At 72.5% G+C, this 15,015-nt stretch carries 14 protein-coding genes; 7 read left to right on the top strand and 7 right to left on the bottom strand.

What is annotated here, in order from left to right:
- Positions 1-26 precede the first annotated feature (26 nt).
- Together OOJ91_RS11060 and OOJ91_RS11055 are read right to left on the bottom strand one after the other, a co-directional pair.
- Complete coding sequence (locus OOJ91_RS11060) at positions 27-701, bottom strand: NADPH-dependent F420 reductase (protein ID WP_266244512.1); 675 nt, start codon at positions 699-701, stop codon at positions 27-29.
- A gap of 257 nt (positions 702-958) precedes the next feature.
- Positions 959-1,447 (bottom strand): glutathione peroxidase, encoded by a 489-nt coding sequence (locus OOJ91_RS11055; protein ID WP_266244511.1) that lies wholly within the window; start codon positions 1,445-1,447, stop codon positions 959-961.
- Between the two features lie 242 nt (positions 1,448-1,689).
- On the opposite strand from OOJ91_RS11055, the gene OOJ91_RS11050 reads away from it, so the two are divergent.
- The 4 genes from OOJ91_RS11050 (at position 1,690) to OOJ91_RS11035 (ending at position 6,581) form a co-directional block, all read left to right on the top strand.
- The gene (locus OOJ91_RS11050; RefSeq protein WP_266244510.1) at positions 1,690-3,324 is read left to right on the top strand and encodes a glycosyl hydrolase family 18 protein; all 1,635 of its coding nucleotides are present in this window, start codon (positions 1,690-1,692) and stop codon (positions 3,322-3,324) included.
- A 180-nt stretch (positions 3,325-3,504) separates the two neighbouring features.
- A complete protein-coding gene (locus tag OOJ91_RS11045; protein WP_266244509.1) occupies positions 3,505-4,020 on the top strand; it encodes a nuclear transport factor 2 family protein in 516 nt (171 codons plus the stop codon).
- An 87-nt stretch (positions 4,021-4,107) separates the two neighbouring features.
- Positions 4,108-5,514, top strand: coding sequence for a class II 3-deoxy-7-phosphoheptulonate synthase (locus tag OOJ91_RS11040; protein WP_007463096.1), 1,407 nt, complete (start codon positions 4,108-4,110; stop codon positions 5,512-5,514).
- A 35-nt stretch (positions 5,515-5,549) separates the two neighbouring features.
- Positions 5,550-6,581 carry a threonine aldolase family protein gene (locus tag OOJ91_RS11035; RefSeq protein ID WP_266244508.1) on the top strand — a complete coding sequence of 344 codons (1,032 nt, stop codon included), beginning with the start codon at positions 5,550-5,552 and terminating at the stop codon, positions 6,579-6,581.
- Positions 6,582-6,611: 30 nt separating this feature from the next.
- Here OOJ91_RS11035 and OOJ91_RS11030 read toward each other — a convergent pair whose 3' ends face one another.
- Both OOJ91_RS11030 and pknB read right to left on the bottom strand, forming a co-directional pair.
- Positions 6,612-7,478 carry a deoxyribonuclease IV gene (locus OOJ91_RS11030; protein WP_266244507.1) on the bottom strand — a complete coding sequence of 289 codons (867 nt, stop codon included), beginning with the start codon at positions 7,476-7,478 and terminating at the stop codon, positions 6,612-6,614.
- Entirely contained in the window at positions 7,478-9,466 is a 1,989-nt protein-coding gene (pknB, locus tag OOJ91_RS11025) for a Stk1 family PASTA domain-containing Ser/Thr kinase (protein ID WP_266244506.1), read from the bottom strand. Before pknB ends, OOJ91_RS11030 begins: the two co-directional genes overlap by 1 nt.
- Positions 9,467-9,622: 156 nt before the next feature.
- Between pknB and OOJ91_RS11020 the strand changes: the two genes are divergently transcribed.
- Positions 9,623-10,012: an Rv2175c family DNA-binding protein gene (locus tag OOJ91_RS11020; RefSeq protein WP_266244505.1), complete on the top strand. Its 390-nt coding sequence runs from the start codon at positions 9,623-9,625 to the stop codon at positions 10,010-10,012.
- A 101-nt stretch (positions 10,013-10,113) separates the two neighbouring features.
- Here the strand turns inward: OOJ91_RS11020 and OOJ91_RS11015 are convergent, their stop codons facing one another.
- Complete coding sequence (locus OOJ91_RS11015; RefSeq protein ID WP_266244504.1) at positions 10,114-11,196, bottom strand: polyprenyl synthetase family protein; 1,083 nt, start codon at positions 11,194-11,196, stop codon at positions 10,114-10,116.
- 9 nt (positions 11,197-11,205) lie between these two features.
- Positions 11,206-11,607 (bottom strand): helix-turn-helix domain-containing protein, encoded by a 402-nt coding sequence (locus OOJ91_RS11010; protein ID WP_266244503.1) that lies wholly within the window; start codon positions 11,605-11,607, stop codon positions 11,206-11,208.
- A 215-nt stretch (positions 11,608-11,822) separates the two neighbouring features.
- Between OOJ91_RS11010 and metF the strand changes: the two genes are divergently transcribed.
- Both metF and OOJ91_RS11000 read left to right on the top strand, forming a co-directional pair.
- The gene (gene metF / locus OOJ91_RS11005; protein WP_266244502.1) at positions 11,823-12,740 is read left to right on the top strand and encodes a methylenetetrahydrofolate reductase [NAD(P)H]; all 918 of its coding nucleotides are present in this window, start codon (positions 11,823-11,825) and stop codon (positions 12,738-12,740) included.
- A gap of 44 nt (positions 12,741-12,784) precedes the next feature.
- The gene (locus OOJ91_RS11000; RefSeq protein WP_266244501.1) at positions 12,785-13,474 is read left to right on the top strand and encodes a CDP-alcohol phosphatidyltransferase family protein; all 690 of its coding nucleotides are present in this window, start codon (positions 12,785-12,787) and stop codon (positions 13,472-13,474) included.
- Between the two features lie 50 nt (positions 13,475-13,524).
- On the opposite strand, the gene OOJ91_RS10995 is transcribed toward OOJ91_RS11000, so the two are convergent.
- Positions 13,525-15,012: a phytoene desaturase family protein gene (locus OOJ91_RS10995; RefSeq protein ID WP_266244500.1), complete on the bottom strand. Its 1,488-nt coding sequence runs from the start codon at positions 15,010-15,012 to the stop codon at positions 13,525-13,527.
- Positions 15,013-15,015 lie beyond the last annotated feature (3 nt).

Raw genomic sequence — 15,015 nt, 5'->3', positions numbered from 1 at the left:
CGGTCGTCTCAGGGCGGCGGCGGTGGTCAGCGGGTGGCGGCGGCCAGGGCGGCGCGCAGCTTCTCGGCGTCGCCCGGGACCGGCGTCTCCCAGTCCGTCCCGTCGGCGGAGTAGATCGTGCCGTACGCCGGGGTGTCCGGCTGGTAGCGCCACCCCTCGGCAAGCGATCCGGCGTCCACCACGTCGTAGCCGATCCGGTCCAGGAAGGCGGTCACCTCGGCCTTCGCGGCGGTGTCGTCACCGGCGATCGCGAGGGCGCTGCGGTCGGCCGCCCCGGCCGGCCGGGGGAGCGCGGCCAGGGCCTTGAAGTAGATGTTGTTGAAGACCTTGACCACCCGCGAGGTCGGCAGGTGCTGCTGGAGCAGCTCGCTGCTGGTGATCTCGTCGGCGTCCAGCTCCGGGAAGACGCCGTCGCGCTCCGGGTAGTAGTTGTCGGTGTCGATGACGATCTTGCCGGCCAGCGGCTGTGCGGGCACCGCCCGGTACGCCTTGAGCGGCACGCTGACCACCACCAGGTCACCGACCTGCGCCGCCTCCTGCGCCGTGCTGGCGCTGGCCCGCTCGCCCAGCTCGTCGACCAGGTCGGTGAGCGTCTCCGGCCCGCGCGAGTTGCTCAGCACCACGTCGTAGCCGGCGGCCACCGCCAGCCGGGCCAGGGTGCCGCCGATGTTGCCGCTGCCGATCAGTCCCACAGTTGTCATGCTTCTTCCCAACTTCGTCCACCCACGACGCATTCCCGACCGGCATGGTGGGTTATTCCGGTGGCCCGTCGCCGAACGCCCGGCCACGCCACGAGCGGGTCGTGCACAACGTACTGCTCAGGCGTGCCGTCGACCGGTCCTGCGGGGACGTTCCACCCCTCCGGTGGGCCGCCGTGCCGGCCTCCCACCTGGTGATCAAGAGGTTTGCGTCAGGTGGAGGCTCATCCGTGACGCAGACCTCTTGATCAGCGGCTGCCTCAGGCGGGGGTGGGGAGGGTTTTCTCGATCGCTGTGCGGAGGTCGTCGGGCTCGACCGTGGGGGCGAAGCGGGCCGCGACAGTGCCGTCCGGGGCCACCAGGAACTTCTCGAAGTTCCAGCGGATGTCGCCGGTGTGCCCGTCGGCGTCCGGGGTGTCCACCAGTGCGGAGTAGAGCGGGTGCCGGTCCGGCCCGTTCACGTCGACCTTCTCGGTCAGCGGGAAGGTCACCCCGTAGTTGACCTGGCAGAAGTCGTTGATTTCGGCGGCGGTGCCCGGCTCCTGCCCGGCGAACTGGTTGCACGGCACGCCCAGCACCACCAGGCCACGCTCGGCGTAGGTGTCGGCGAGGGTCTGGAGGCCGGCGTACTGCGGGGTGAGGCCGCAGCGGGAGGCGACGTTGACCACCAGCAGCGCCCGGCCCCGGTACTGGGCGAGGTCGGCGGGCCCGCCGCTGAGGGCGTCGATCGGGATGTCGAAGACGGTCATGGGCCCGAGGCTACGCGCAGGCCCGGGAGCTCCGACGGCCTGCCGCCGGCTCGACCAGGGCGCAGTCCACGCACCAGGAGAAACCAGTCCACGCACCAGGAGAAACCAGTCCACGCACCAGGAGAAACCAGTCCACGCACCAGGAGAAATCGAAACATGGACATCTTGACGAAGTGATGACGGCGTGAGTACCGTCTCACCATCTCTTTTGGAAAGTTTCCTAACAGTTCGGGAGACGCCTCATGAAAAGATCGCTCCGCCGGGCCCTCTGGGCCGGTGCCGTGGTCGCCGTGACCGTCGCGGCGGTGCCGATGACGACCGCGTTCGGCGCCGGCACGGTCACCACCACGTTCACCAAGGCGCAGGACTGGGGGACCGGTCACGAGACGAAGGTGACCGTGACCAACGGCTCCAGCGCCACGGTCGCCACCTGGCGCATCGAGTTCGACCTGCCCTCGGGCACCACCATCAGCAGCGCGTGGGACGCCGACGTCACCAGCAGCGGCAACCACTACGTCGCGGTCAAGAAGAGCTGGGCCGGCGGACTCGCGCCGGGCGCCTCGTTCAGCTGGGGCTACAACGGCAGCGGCGCCTACAAGGCGCCGCTGAACTGCACGGTCAACGGCGCGCCTTGCGGCGGCGGCACCCCGACCACCCCGCCGACCACGACCGCGCCGCCCACCACGGCGCCGCCGACCACCGCGCCGCCCACCACGGCTCCGCCCACCACGGCGCCCCCGACCACCACCCCGCCGAACACCGGCGGCAAGAAGGTCGTCGGCTACTTCGCCGAGTGGGGCGTCTATGGGCGCAACTACCACGTCAAGAACATCCAGACCAGCGGCTCGGCCGCCAAGCTGACCCACATCCTGTACGCCTTCGGCAACACCACAGGCGGCCGCTGCACCATCGGTGACAGCTACGCCGACTACGACAAGGCGTACACGGCGGCGGAGAGCGTGGACGGCGTCGCCGACACCTGGGACCAGCCGCTGCGGGGCAGCTTCAACCAGCTGCGCAAGCTCAAGGCGCTGAACCCGCACCTCAAGGTGATCTGGTCGTTCGGTGGCTGGACCTGGTCCGGCGGCTTCACCCAGGCCGCGCAGAACCCGGCCGCGTTCGCGGACAGCTGCTACAACCTGGTCGAGGACCCGCGCTGGGCGGACGTCTTCGACGGCATCGACGTCGACTGGGAGTACCCCAACGCCTGCGGCCTGAGCTGTGACACAAGCGGTCCCAACGCGTTCAAGAACGTGATCGGCGCGTTGCGGTCGAGGTTCGGGTCCAGCGCCCTGGTCACCGCCGCGATCACCGCGGACGGCAGCAGCGGCGGCAAGATCGACGCCGCCGACTACGCCGGCGCCGTCGGCAACCTCAACTGGCTCATGCCGATGACGTACGACTACTTCGGCGCCTTCAACGCCCAGGGCCCCACGGCGCCGCACTCGCCGCTCACCTCGTACACAGGCATCCCGCAGCAGGGCTTCAACTCCGACGCGGCGATCCAGAAGCTCAAGAGCAAGGGCGTCCCGGCCAACAAGCTGCTGCTCGGCATCGGCTTCTACGGTCGGGGCTGGACGGGCGTCACGCAGGCCGCACCGGGCGGCAGCGCCACCGGAGCGGCGCCGGGCACCTACGAGGCGGGCATCGAGGACTACAAGGTCCTCAAGAACACCTGCCCGGCCACCGGCACGGTCGCCGGCACCGCGTACGCCAAGTGCGGCAGCAACTGGTGGAGCTACGACACCCCGTCGACCATCAACGGCAAGATGACGTACGCGAACAACCAGGGCCTCGGTGGCGCGTTCTTCTGGGAGCTCTCCGGCGACACCAGCAACGGCGAGCTCATCGGCGCCATCAAGGGCGGCCTCGGCTGAGCCGAAGGTCGACGCACCACCCACACGGCGGGGAGGGGCCCGCACCGCCTCTCCCCGCCCGTGCCGTACCGGCCCGGTCGACGCCCAGCGTCGGCCGGGTCGCCGGCCTTGGGCGGGTTGGGCCCGATGTGGCAGACTCGCGGCTCGGCACGTCTCGATACCCCGTCGACGGAGGTGGTCATGCGCCCGATCCACCGCAGGCTGGCGGCGACCGCCACCGGGCTGGTGCTGCTCCCGGCCACCCTGGTCGGCTGCGGGATCGGCGGCAGTGATGACAAGGGCGAGCCGGCCGCCAGGACCGAGCGTGCCCCCGCCGAGGAGGCCGGCGCCCGGTCCCGCGAGCGCGTGCAGGCGTACCTCGACGCGATGACCGCCAAGGACGTCGCCGCCGGCCGCAGTCAGCTCTGTGAGCTGCTGCACGACGGGTTCGACCTCGCCGCCACCGGCCCCAACGGCGACTTCGCCGACCACTTCCAGGTGCCTGCGGCGGCCATCACCGACGTCCGGTCCGGCCCGCGCGGCCAGGAGGTCAGCGTCTCGGTCACGGTCACCGCCGGCAAGAGCAAGGTCACCCGTCCGCTGCTGTTCACCGTCACCCGCGACGGCGGCGACTGGTGCATCGCCGGGGAGGGGCCGGGCGGCAATCCGGCCGCCAGCCCGCCGCCGACCCGGGGCGGCGCCTCACCGGCGTCCTGACCGACATCGGTGGGATTGATCTCCCACTTGCCGGAACCGTCCCCCTCGCCGCCCGGGCACACCCACTGTCGCCGTACGCTTTCTCCCATGCGCCATGAGTGGCATCAGCTGAGCCATCCCGCGGTGGGCAGCCCGGGCCTGCAGACCAGCCGTCCGACAGTCGACTCCGCCGAGGACGCCGCCCTCGGTCTGGACCGTTGGCGGGAGCTGCCCCGCGAGCAGATCCCACCGTGGTCCGATCCGGCGGCCGTCGCCGCGGTCTGCAAGGTGCTCGACACCGTGCCGTCGGTCGTCGCGCCCTACGAGGTGGACCAGCTCCGGCAGAAGCTTGCCCTCGTCTGTGAGGGCAAGGCGTTCCTGCTCCAGGGCGGTGACTGCGCCGAGACCTTCGTCGACAACACCGAGAGCCACCTGCTGGCCAACGCCCGCACCCTGCTCCAGATGGCGATCGTGCTCACCTATGGCGCGTCGTTGCCGGTGGTCAAGGTCGCCCGGGTCGCCGGCCAGTACACCAAGCCCCGCTCGCTGCCCACCGACGCGCGTGGCCTTCCCGCCTACCGCGGCGACATGATCAACTCGCTGGAGACCGACCCCGCCGCCCGCGTCGCCGACCCGCAGCGCATGATCCGGGCGTACGCCAACTCGGCCGCCGCGATGAACATGCTGCGGGCGTACCTCGCCGGTGGGCTCGCCGACCTGCACGCCGTGCACGACTGGAACAAGGGCTTCGTGAAGACATCCCCGGCGGGGGAGCGCTACGAGGCGATCGCCCGGGAGATCGACCGGGCGCTTGCCTTCATCCGGGCCTGCGGAATGACCGACGACGAGGCGCTGCGGACCGTCACCCTCTACTGCTCCCACGAGGCTCTCGCCCTGGAGTACGACCGGGCGCTCACCCGCGTCTCCGACCGCCGGGCGTACGGGCTGTCCGGGCACTTCCTCTGGGTCGGCGAGCGCACCCGACAGATCACCGGCGCGCACATCGACTTCATCTCCCGGATCGCCAACCCGATCGGCGTGAAGCTCGGCCCGACCACGTCCCCGGACGAGGCAATCGAGCTGTGCGAGAAGCTCAACCCGGACAACATTCCCGGTCGACTCACCCTGATCAGTCGGATGGGCAACCACCGGGTCCGCGACGCCCTGCCGCCGATCGTCGCCAAGGTCACCGCGTCCGGCGCCAAGGTGGTGTGGCAGTGCGACCCGATGCACGGCAACACCCACGAGTCGTCGAACGGCTACAAGACCCGGCACTTCGACCGCATCGTCGACGAGGTGCTCGGCTACTTCGAGGTGCACCGTGGCCTGGACACCCACCCGGGTGGCATCCACGTCGAGTTGACAGGTGAGGACGTCACCGAGTGCCTCGGCGGCGCCCAGGGCATCGAGGACCTCGACCTGCCCGACCGGTACGAGACCGCCTGCGATCCTCGGCTGAACACCCAGCAGTCGCTGGAGCTGGCCTTCCTCGTGGCGGAGATGCTGCGTGGCTGAGTTGCCTGGCACGGTCGGTGGACGAAGGGATGATCATGGCTGAGGCGTTCGTGGACCTGCGTTCCGACACGGTGACCCGGCCGACCGCCGGTATGCGGGAGGCGATGGCCGCCGCCGAGGTCGGTGACGACGTCTACGGCGAAGACCCCACAGTCAACGCGCTGGAGGCCGAGGTCGCCGCGCTGTTCGGGCACGAGGCGGCGCTCTTCGCCCCGAGCGGGTCGATGGCCAACCAGATCGCCCTGCAACTGCTGGTGTCGCCCGGCGACGAGCTGCTCTGCGACGCCGACGCGCACGTCGTCACCTACGAGATCGGCGCCGCCGCCGCGTACGGCGGGATCTCCTCGCGGACCTGGCCGGCGGTCGGCGCGGACATCGACCCGGAGCTGGTGGCCCGGATGATCCGTCCGGACGGCTACTTCGCCGTGCCCACCCGCGCGATCGCCGTCGAGCAGACGCACAACCGGGGCGGTGGCGGCGTGATCCCGCTGGCCACCCTGCGGGAGCTGCGCGGTGTCGCCGACGACGCGGGGGTGGCGCTGCACTGCGACGGCGCCCGGATCTGGCACGCGCACGTCGCCGACGGGGTGCCGCTTGCCGAGTACGGCCGGCTCTTCGACACGCTCTCCGTCTGCCTTTCCAAGGGGCTCGGCGCGCCGGTCGGCTCGCTCCTGGTGGGCAGCGCGGAGAAGATCGAACGGGCCCGAATGATCCGCAAGCGGATGGGCGGCGGCATGCGTCAGGCCGGCATCCTCGCCGCCGCCGGCCGGTACGCGCTCGCGCACCACGTCGACCGGCTGGCCGAGGACCACGCGAGGGCGGCCCGACTCGCCGAGGCGGTCGCGCCGTTCGGGGTGCTCGCCAGCACGGTCCGCACCAACCTCGTCCCACTGGACCTGACCAAGCACACGCTGGACGCCCGTGCTCTGGCCGCCGCCGCCCGTGCGGAGGGCGTACTGGTCTCGGTGCTCGGCCCTCGTACCGCCCGCCTGGTCACTCACCTGGGCATCGACGACGCCGCGATCAACCGGGCGGCCACCACTCTGACGAAGATCCTGGCCGGCTGACCCCGAACCCACAGGTGAGGAGTGGGCTGGTCAGGGGCGCAGGCGGGTGAGGATCGCCAGGTCGGCGGCGTGACCCTCGTGCTTCTCGCTTGGGGTTTCCACAACGATCGGGACGCCTGCGGTGGCCGGGTGGGCCATCAACTCCGCGAAGGCCGGCTCGCCGATGGCGCCCTTACCGATGTTCTCGTGCCGGTCCCGGGTGGAGCCGCACAGATCCTTCGAGTCGTTGGCGTGCACCAGCCGCAACCGGTCGGCCCCCACTGTGGCCACAAGCGTGTCCAGGGTCGCGGTCATGCCGCCCTCGGCGGCCAGGTCGTGCCCGGCGGCCCAGGCGTGGCAGGTGTCGAAGCAGACGCCGAGCATCCGATGCCCGTCCACCGCGTCGAGGTAGGGGCCGAGCTGCTCCACGCGGGAGGCGAGCGAGCGGCCGCCGCCGGCGCTCGGCTCGACCAGCAGCATCGGCCCACCGGCCTCGGCGGCCCAGTCGAGCAGGGGCAGCAGCTCCCGGCGGACCTGCCGCATCGCCGCCTCGGCGTGCCCCTCGTCGACCGAGCTGCCGGCGTGGAACACCACCGCCCGCGCGCCGATCGCCACACCCCGGCGCAGCGCGTGCGCCAGCGTCTGTGCCGACTTCTCGACAGTGGCCGCCGTGGGCGAGCCCAGGTTGACCAGCAGTGAGGCGTGGATGAACGCCGGGATGCCCCGCTCGACGCAGCCCTCGCGGAACAGCGCGTCCTGTGCCGGATCGCCCGCGGGCAGCGCCCAGCCCCGTGAGTTGGAGACGTACACCTGCACGGCCTCGGCGCCTGTCGCGTCGAGGTACGGCAGGGCCGCCCTGGCCAGCCCGCCTGAGGTCGGAGTGTGCGCGCCCACCGGGCGCGACGAGACCGCCGGCATCAGAAGCACGTGATGACGACCGGGGTGCCCGGCGGCACCTGCGAATTCTCGCCGGGAGCCTGGATCCGGGCCACCGCGTTGGGGTTGACCGCGACAGTCACCGGGAAGCCCTGGCTCTCCAGCACCTGCTTGGCCTGCAGGCAGGGCAGGTCGATCACCCGGGGCACCACGACCAGCGGCGGACCCTTGCTCACGTCCAGCTTGACCTCGGTGCCCTTCTCCACGCCGGCGCCGTCGGCAGGGCTCTGGCCGAGGATCTCGTCCTTGGGCTTGTCGGAGTCCTTGTAGGTCTCCACAGGCTTCAGGTTGAGCCCGGCGAGGGTGGTGCGGGCCTCGGCCAGGGACTTGCCGACCAGGTTCGGTACCGACACCGGCGCCCGGCCGCGGCTCAGGATGAGTGTGATCTTCGTGCCCGGCTTGACCTCGGCGCCCACCTTCGGGGAGCTGTCCAGGACGACGCCGGCCGGCAGGGTGTCGTCGTAGCGGGGGGTGCCCTTGGCCACCACCAGCTTCACGTCTACCAGATCGGCCTCGGCCAGCTCGTACTCCTTGCCGATCACGTCCGGCACCGGGAAGCGCTCCGGACCCAGCGAGAGGGTCAGGGTGACCGTGCCACCCTTGACGATCTTGCTGGCCGACGCCGGGTCCTGCCCGAGGACGCTGTCCTTCGGAGCCTTCTCGTCGTAGCGCGGCTCCCCGTACGCCAGGATCAGGCCGGCGCGGTCGGCCTGGGCCTGCGCTTCGGTCTTGCTCAGGCTGACCAGCTGCGGGGCGGACGTGTAGCGGCCGACACCGAACCACCAGCCGCCCAGTGCCGCCACCAGGCCCAGCGACACCACCACGGCGGCGACGGCCAACCGGCCCCGCGAGGTGCTCAGCAGGGTGGTGCGCAGCGTCGCGAGCCGGGCCGCCAGACCCTCCGACGGCTCCGGTGCGGCCCGCCGTCGGCCCGGCCCCTGGCTGGCGCCCTCGGGCAGCCGGGCCCAGGTCGGCCGTTCGGCCGGACGGACCGTGGCGACCATCATTGTCGGCTGGGAGACCGGCGGCTCGTCCGTCACCCGTTGCAGCACGGCGGTGCTGGTGCTGTTGACGTCACCCAGGCGGTCCCGGGCGACCTGAACCTCGGCCAGCAGCGCTCCGGCGTCGGCGGGCCGGGCGGCGGGGTCACGCCGGGTGGCGCGCTGCACCAGGCCGTCGAGCGCCGGCGGCAGGCCGGGCACCAGCGTCGAGGGCGCCGGTACGTCCCGGTCGACGTGCTGCCAGGCGACGTCCACGGGACGGTCCCCGTCGTACGGCACCCGACCGGTCAGCATCTCGAACAGCACGATGCCCGCGGAGTAGACGTCGGTACGCGGGTCGGCCCGACCCTCGGTGACCAGCTCCGGGGCGACGTACGCCACGGTGGCCATCAGTTGGTTGCCCTGCTCGTCGTCGGCGCTGGCCTCGACCGCGCGGGCCAACCCGAAGTCGGCCACCTTGACCACGCTGTCCACCAGGTTGGCGACGCCGCCGGTGGGTGCCTCGGCGACCAGGACGTTCTCCGGTTTGACGTCGCGGTGCACGAGGCCGGCCCGGTGCGCGGCGGCGATCGCGGCGAGCATCTGCTCGGCGATGGCCAGCACCTCGTCCGGGTTGAGCCGGCGTCGCTCGGCCAGCACGTCGCGCAGCGTACGGCCGCGCACGTACTCCATCACCAGGTACGGCAGGCCGGCGTGGGTGCCCTGGTCGTAGACCGCGACCACGTTCGGGTGGGTCAGCCGGGCGATGGTCTTCGCCTCGTCGGTGAACCGGGCCACGAAGTTGGCGATCCGGGCCCGCGCCTCGGGCGCCTGGGTCGGGTGAATGATCTTTACCGCGACGGTGCGCTCGAGGCGTTCGTCGGTGGCGGTGTACACGGTCGCCATGCCGCCACGGGCCACGCGACCGCGAATGCGGTAGCGCCCGTCGATCAGCGAGCCCAGCAACGTGTCGGCGACCTGTGTGTCCATCGGCAGGGAGTCTATGTGTCCAGGAGGTGAGAGTTGAACAGGATGCTACAGCGCGGCGGCGTACCTGGTCCGTCCCGTCGTGATCGCCAACCCGTCCGGACCGGTCGTGCGGGGTGCCGGTGGCCCTCGTCGTCGGCGGCGTGGCAGGGTGATCGGGTGACCGAACCCGTACCCGACCAGGCCGTACCCGGCCCCGAGCTCGCCGGCCCCACCGACCCGGCGGGCTGGCTCGCCCTGCCCGACGTCGCCGAGCGGCTCGACGTGTCGATCAGCAAGGTGCACCAGATGATCCGCGACCGGGAGCTGTTGGCGGTTCGCCGCGACGGCATCCGCCGGATACCCGCGGACCTGGTGGCCAACGATGTTGTACTCAAGCACCTGCCCGGCGTGCTCAACCTGCTCGCCGACAACGGCTACGACGACGAGGCGGCGCTGCGCTGGCTCTACGAGCCGGACGACACGCTCCCCGGCAACACCCCCGCCGCCGCCCTCTCCGGCGACCAGGCCCGCGAGGTCAAACGCCGAGCCCAAGCCCAAGGCTTCTAACCCCCGCCCCCGCCCTTCTCCGCGTTGATCATGAAGTTATCGCCACGACACGCCGAGGCGAGTGGCGATAACTTCATGATCAACGCCGTGGGGGAGGGGGGTTAGTCGGCTCGGCGGGTTGCGGCTATGGCCAGGTCCACCAGGGCCTGGCGGGCCTCGGTGTCGAGGTCGACGGCGGTCAACGCGGCCAGCGCGGAGTCGGTGAGCGTGACGATCCGCTGCTCGGTGCGGGCCAGCGCCCCACTCGCGTGGATCAGCTCGCGGAGCCGGGCCACGCCCTGCTCGTCCAGGTTCGGGTCGCCGAGGCGACTGAGCAGCAGGTCCCGGCCCGCGTCGTCGGTGGCCTCCACGGCCGCCGCCACCAGATACGTGCGCTTGCCCTCGCGCAGGTCGTCCCCGGCCGGCTTGCCGGTCTGCGCCGGATCGCCGAAGACCCCCAGCACATCGTCGCGGAGCTGGAACGCCTCGCCCAACGGCAACCCGTACGCCGAGTAGGTCGTCCGGATGTCCTCCCCGGCGTCGGCCAGCGCGGCGCCGAGCAGCAGCGGACGCTCGACGGTGTACTTGGCCGACTTGTACCGGGCGACCTTGCTGGCCCGTTCCACGGACGTGTCCCCGGTGACCTGGGTCAGCACGTCGAGGTACTGCCCGACGGTGACCTCGGTGCGCATCTCGTCGAAGACCGGCCGGGCCCGGGCCACCGCCCGCAGGTCCAGGCCGGCGGAGTGCAGCAGCTCGTCGGACCACACCAGGCAGAGGTCACCGAGCAGGAGCGCGGCGGCGTCGCCGAACCCGTCCGGGTCGCCGCCCCAGCCGGCCGCCCGGTGCCGGGTGGCGAACCGTCGGTGCACCGCCGGCTCGCCGCGCCGGGTGTCGGAACGATCCATCAGGTCGTCATGGATCAGGGCGCTGGCCTGCACGAGCTCCAGCGCCGCGAGGGCCGTGAGGACCTGGTCGTCGTCCACCCCGCCCGCACCCCGGAACCCCCAGTACGCGAACGCGGGGCGCAGGCGCTTGCCGCCACCGAGCACGAAGGCTTCGATCGCCTCCGCCACCGGGACGAGGGCCTCGTCCACCCGGGTCAACCGGGCCCGCTGGCCGGCCAGAAACTCGGTGAGCGCCTTGTCGACCCGCTCCCGCAGGCCGGCACGGTCGACGGGGGACACGGGAGCAGCGTGGGTCACGCCACGACGCTAGCGGGTAGCCCGGGCCCGTGCTCCACCGCCACGCGCAGTCCCGCCGGGTCGCCCGCCCGGGTGACCCGGCCCGACCCGGCCGGCCGGCCGCGCACCCGCCACCCCGCGCCGGCCCGGCCCGGCGGCTGCCGTCGAGCGGGTTCGTCGGGTGCAGGCGGCCGCCTCGGCGAGCACCACCACCGGCACGTCCAGCACGACGGCGAGCCAACCGAGCCAGAACCCGCCGGGTACGCGTCGCTGCCGTTCCCACCGGGACACCTCGTGGCGGCTCAACGTCGGCACTCCGGCGGCGGCGCACAGCTCGGCGGCGGTGCGCCGCTGGCTCCAACCCCGGGCCAGCCGGAGCCAAACCAGGAGCGGCCCGAGCGGGGTGCGGGTCGGCGGTGGGGGCGAGGTCATGGGTCCTCCCGGCGGGGGCGTCGGCGCGGTGACACCCCACCCGTCCGGCGGGACGGGACCGGTGCACCTCTCGGTTTCGTGACCCCCGCGCCGGACCCCCGGGCCGCCCCCACCGCCCCTCCCGCGCCCCTCATTCCTACCCCTGGGGTACGACTGCCTTCCCCGCCGGTGGGAAGCACCTGGGTGTCGATGGCATCGCCCGCTAGAGTCGGGTCGTGGCGCTCGGTCTTCCCTCGGTACTCCCCAATCCGCAGCCGGCGATCGGGGAGCTCATCCGTGACCGCCAGCCGACCTTCTCGTTCGAGTTCTTCCCGCCGAAGACCGAGGTGGGGCAGCGGCTGCTGTGGCAGGCGATCCGCGAGCTGGAGTCGCTGCGCCCGTCGTTCGTGTCGATCACCTACGGCGCGGGCGGTTCGACCAGGGACACCACGGTGGCGGTGACCGAGCGGATCGCCACCGACACCACACTGCTGCCGATGGCCCACCTGACCGCTGTCAACCACTCAGTGGCCGAGCTGCGGCACGTGATCGGTCGGCTCGCCGGGGTCGGGGTGCGCAACGTGCTGGCCGTGCGCGGTGACCCGCCGGGCAACCCGGGCGGCGAGTGGGTCCGGCATCCCGAGGGCGTCGACTACGCCGAGGACCTGGTCCGGCTGGTACGCGACTCCGGTGACTTCAGCGTCGGTGTGGCGGCCTTCCCGTACAAGCATCCCCGCTCGCCCGACGTGGCCAGCGACACCGCCCAGTTCGTCCGCAAGTGCCGGGCCGGCGCCCAGTTCGCGATCACCCAGATGTTCTTCGAGGCCGACGACTACCTGCGCCTGCGCGACCGGGTGGCCGCCGCCGGCTGCGACACCCCCATCCTGGCCGGGGTGATGCCGGTGACCCAGATCGCCACCATCGAGCGGTCCGTGCAGCTGTCCGGGGCGCCCTTCCCGCCGGCGCTGGCGGCGCGCTTCGAGCGGGTGGCCGACGACCCGGATGCGGTGCGCCGGCTCGGCATCGAGCAGGCCAGCGACATGTGCCGTCGACTGCTGGACGAGGGCGTCCCGGGAATCCACTTCATCACCCTCAACAGGTCCACCGCCACCCGGGAGGTCTGGCAGAACCTCAAGGCCGGCGCGCGGGTGTGAACGCGGAGTCTGCGACACCTGATGCCCGGCACGACGGTTGATCCATGGTGGGCACACAGCTGAACTGGGACCAGTACGCCACGGCGTGGGCGCGGTTGCACGGCGGGTTCGACCCGCGGGTCGCCGCGCCGGTGGTACGCGCCTGGCTGCGGTTCGCGTACCACGTCGGGTATGTGCTGGGTCGGCTGCGGGTCGGCCCCACCCCGGTCACCGTGGCGGGGGTGCTGCTCTGTTTCTGCGTACCGTTGCTGGCGACCCGGCCCGGCGACGGCCCGTTCCTCGGCGCGTTGTTCGTGCTGCTCGCCGCGGTGGCCGACAGCGTGGACGGCGCGGTGGCGGTCGCCACCGGCCGCACCACCCGGCTCGGCTACGTCTACGACTCGCTTGCCGACCGGCTCGGCGAGGTGGCGTGGCTGCTGGCGTTCTGGCTTGTCGGCGCGCCGGGCGCGCTTGTCGTCGCGGGCGGCGCGCTGTCCTGGCTGCACGAGTACGTCCGGGCCCGCGCGGTCTCCGCCGGGATGCGTGACATCGGCGCGGTGACCGTCGGCGAACGACCCACCCGGGTCTCGGTCGCGCTTGCGGGCCTGCTGGTCGCCGGGCTGGCCGGTCTGATCGAACCGGACCTGGCCGCCGGGACCATCACCATGGCGACGGCGGTGTGGGTGTTGCTTGCCGGCTTCGGGCTGGGGCAACTGCTCTCCACCGTCCGCCGCGCCCTGCTCGACGCCGGCTGAGCAAGCCGGCCCGGCGCGCTGAGCCGGACGGGGCCGGTGAGCGGCCGGGCCTACCAGGCGGGGCCGATCTCGTCGGCGACGATCTGCGCGGAGAGGGTCACCATGGGCAGGCCGCCGCCGGGGTGGCTGGAGCCGCCCACCAGCCACAACCCGTGCGCCGGGCCCCGGTTGGCCGGGCGGAGCAGCCCACCGGCGGTGCCGTAGATCGTGCCGCCCGGCGCACCGGTCGCCGCGTCCAGGTCGGCCGGGGTGCGCACCTCGCGGAACAGCAGCCGGTCCCGCAACTCGACGCCACGCTCGGCCAGGACGTCCAGGATCCGGTCGGCGTACGCGTCGGCGAGCCCCGGGCGTCGCCAGTCGACCGCGCCCGCCGCGCTGCCGTGGCGAGGTGCGTTGACCAGCACGAACCACGCCTCGTGTCCGGCCGGGCGGACCATCGGGTCGTCGGCGACTGTGACGAACACAGTCGGGTCGGCCGCCGGTCGGGCCCGTACGCCCCGCCCCGGGTCACCGAAGACCGCGTCGAACTCCGCGTCGTAGTCGCGCGGGAAGAAGACGTTGTGGTGCGCCACGCCGGTGCTGCCGGAGACGCCGAGCAGCAGCACGAAACCGGCGAGGCTGCGGTCGGTCAGGCCGGCCAGCCGGCGCGCGTGCGGCAGCAGGTCGCGGTAGACGGTGAGCGCGTCGACGTTGGCCACCACCACGTCGGCGGGCACCGGCGCGGTGACGCCGGCGAGGCGTACCCCGTGGACCCGTCCGCCCGCCGCGTCGATCCGGGTCACCGCGGTGCCGGTCTGCACGACCACGCCGAGGTCCAGGCAGCGGGTCAGCAGCGCGTCGGCGAGCGTGCCCAGCCCGCCACGCAGGTACCACCCACCGTAGGTCAGCTCGGCGTAGGGGACCGCGACCAGCGCCGCCGGCGCCCGGCGTGGGTCGGCGCCTGTGTAGGTGGCGTACCGGTCCAGCAGCATCCGCAGCCGCGGGTCGGACAGGTGCCGGCGGCCCAGCCCGCGCAGGGTGCGGCCCGGGGCGATGGCGGCCAGGTCACCGACGCGCCAGGCCAGCGACGCGAGGTCGCGGGGGGAGTCGACGGTACGGCGCAGGATGTCCCGTTCGGAGGCCCGCCACACCCGTTCGGCCCGGCGCCACAGCCGCTGCCAGTCGGCCGCCGCCCGGTCCCCGAGGGCGGCTCCGATCCGCGCGGCGAACTCCACCGGCTCGGCGCACGAATCCACTGTCGGGCCGCCACCGGGAAAGACATGCCTGACGATCGGGTCCAGCGGCGTCAGGTCCAGGTACTCGTCGAGCTTCGCCCCGGTCGCCTCGAACAGGTCGTGGAAGACCTCGGGCAGGGTGAGCAGGCTCGGCCCGGTGTCGAAGTGGAACGACCCGGCCGGGGTGTCGTGCACGTACCGGCCGAGCTTGCCACCGACCGTGTCGGCGGCCTCGAAGACGGTCACCTGGTGCCCGGTTGCGGCCAGCCGGGCGGCGGTGGCCAGGCCACCCACCCCGGCGCCGACGACCACGATCCGCGCCATGCC

It is taken from the genome of Micromonospora lupini, from assembly GCF_026342015.1.
Lineage (GTDB): Bacteria > Actinomycetota > Actinomycetes > Mycobacteriales > Micromonosporaceae > Micromonospora > Micromonospora lupini_B.
The sequence above is the reverse complement of the archived record's forward strand: the minus strand, read 5'-3'. Positions and strand labels throughout refer to the sequence as shown.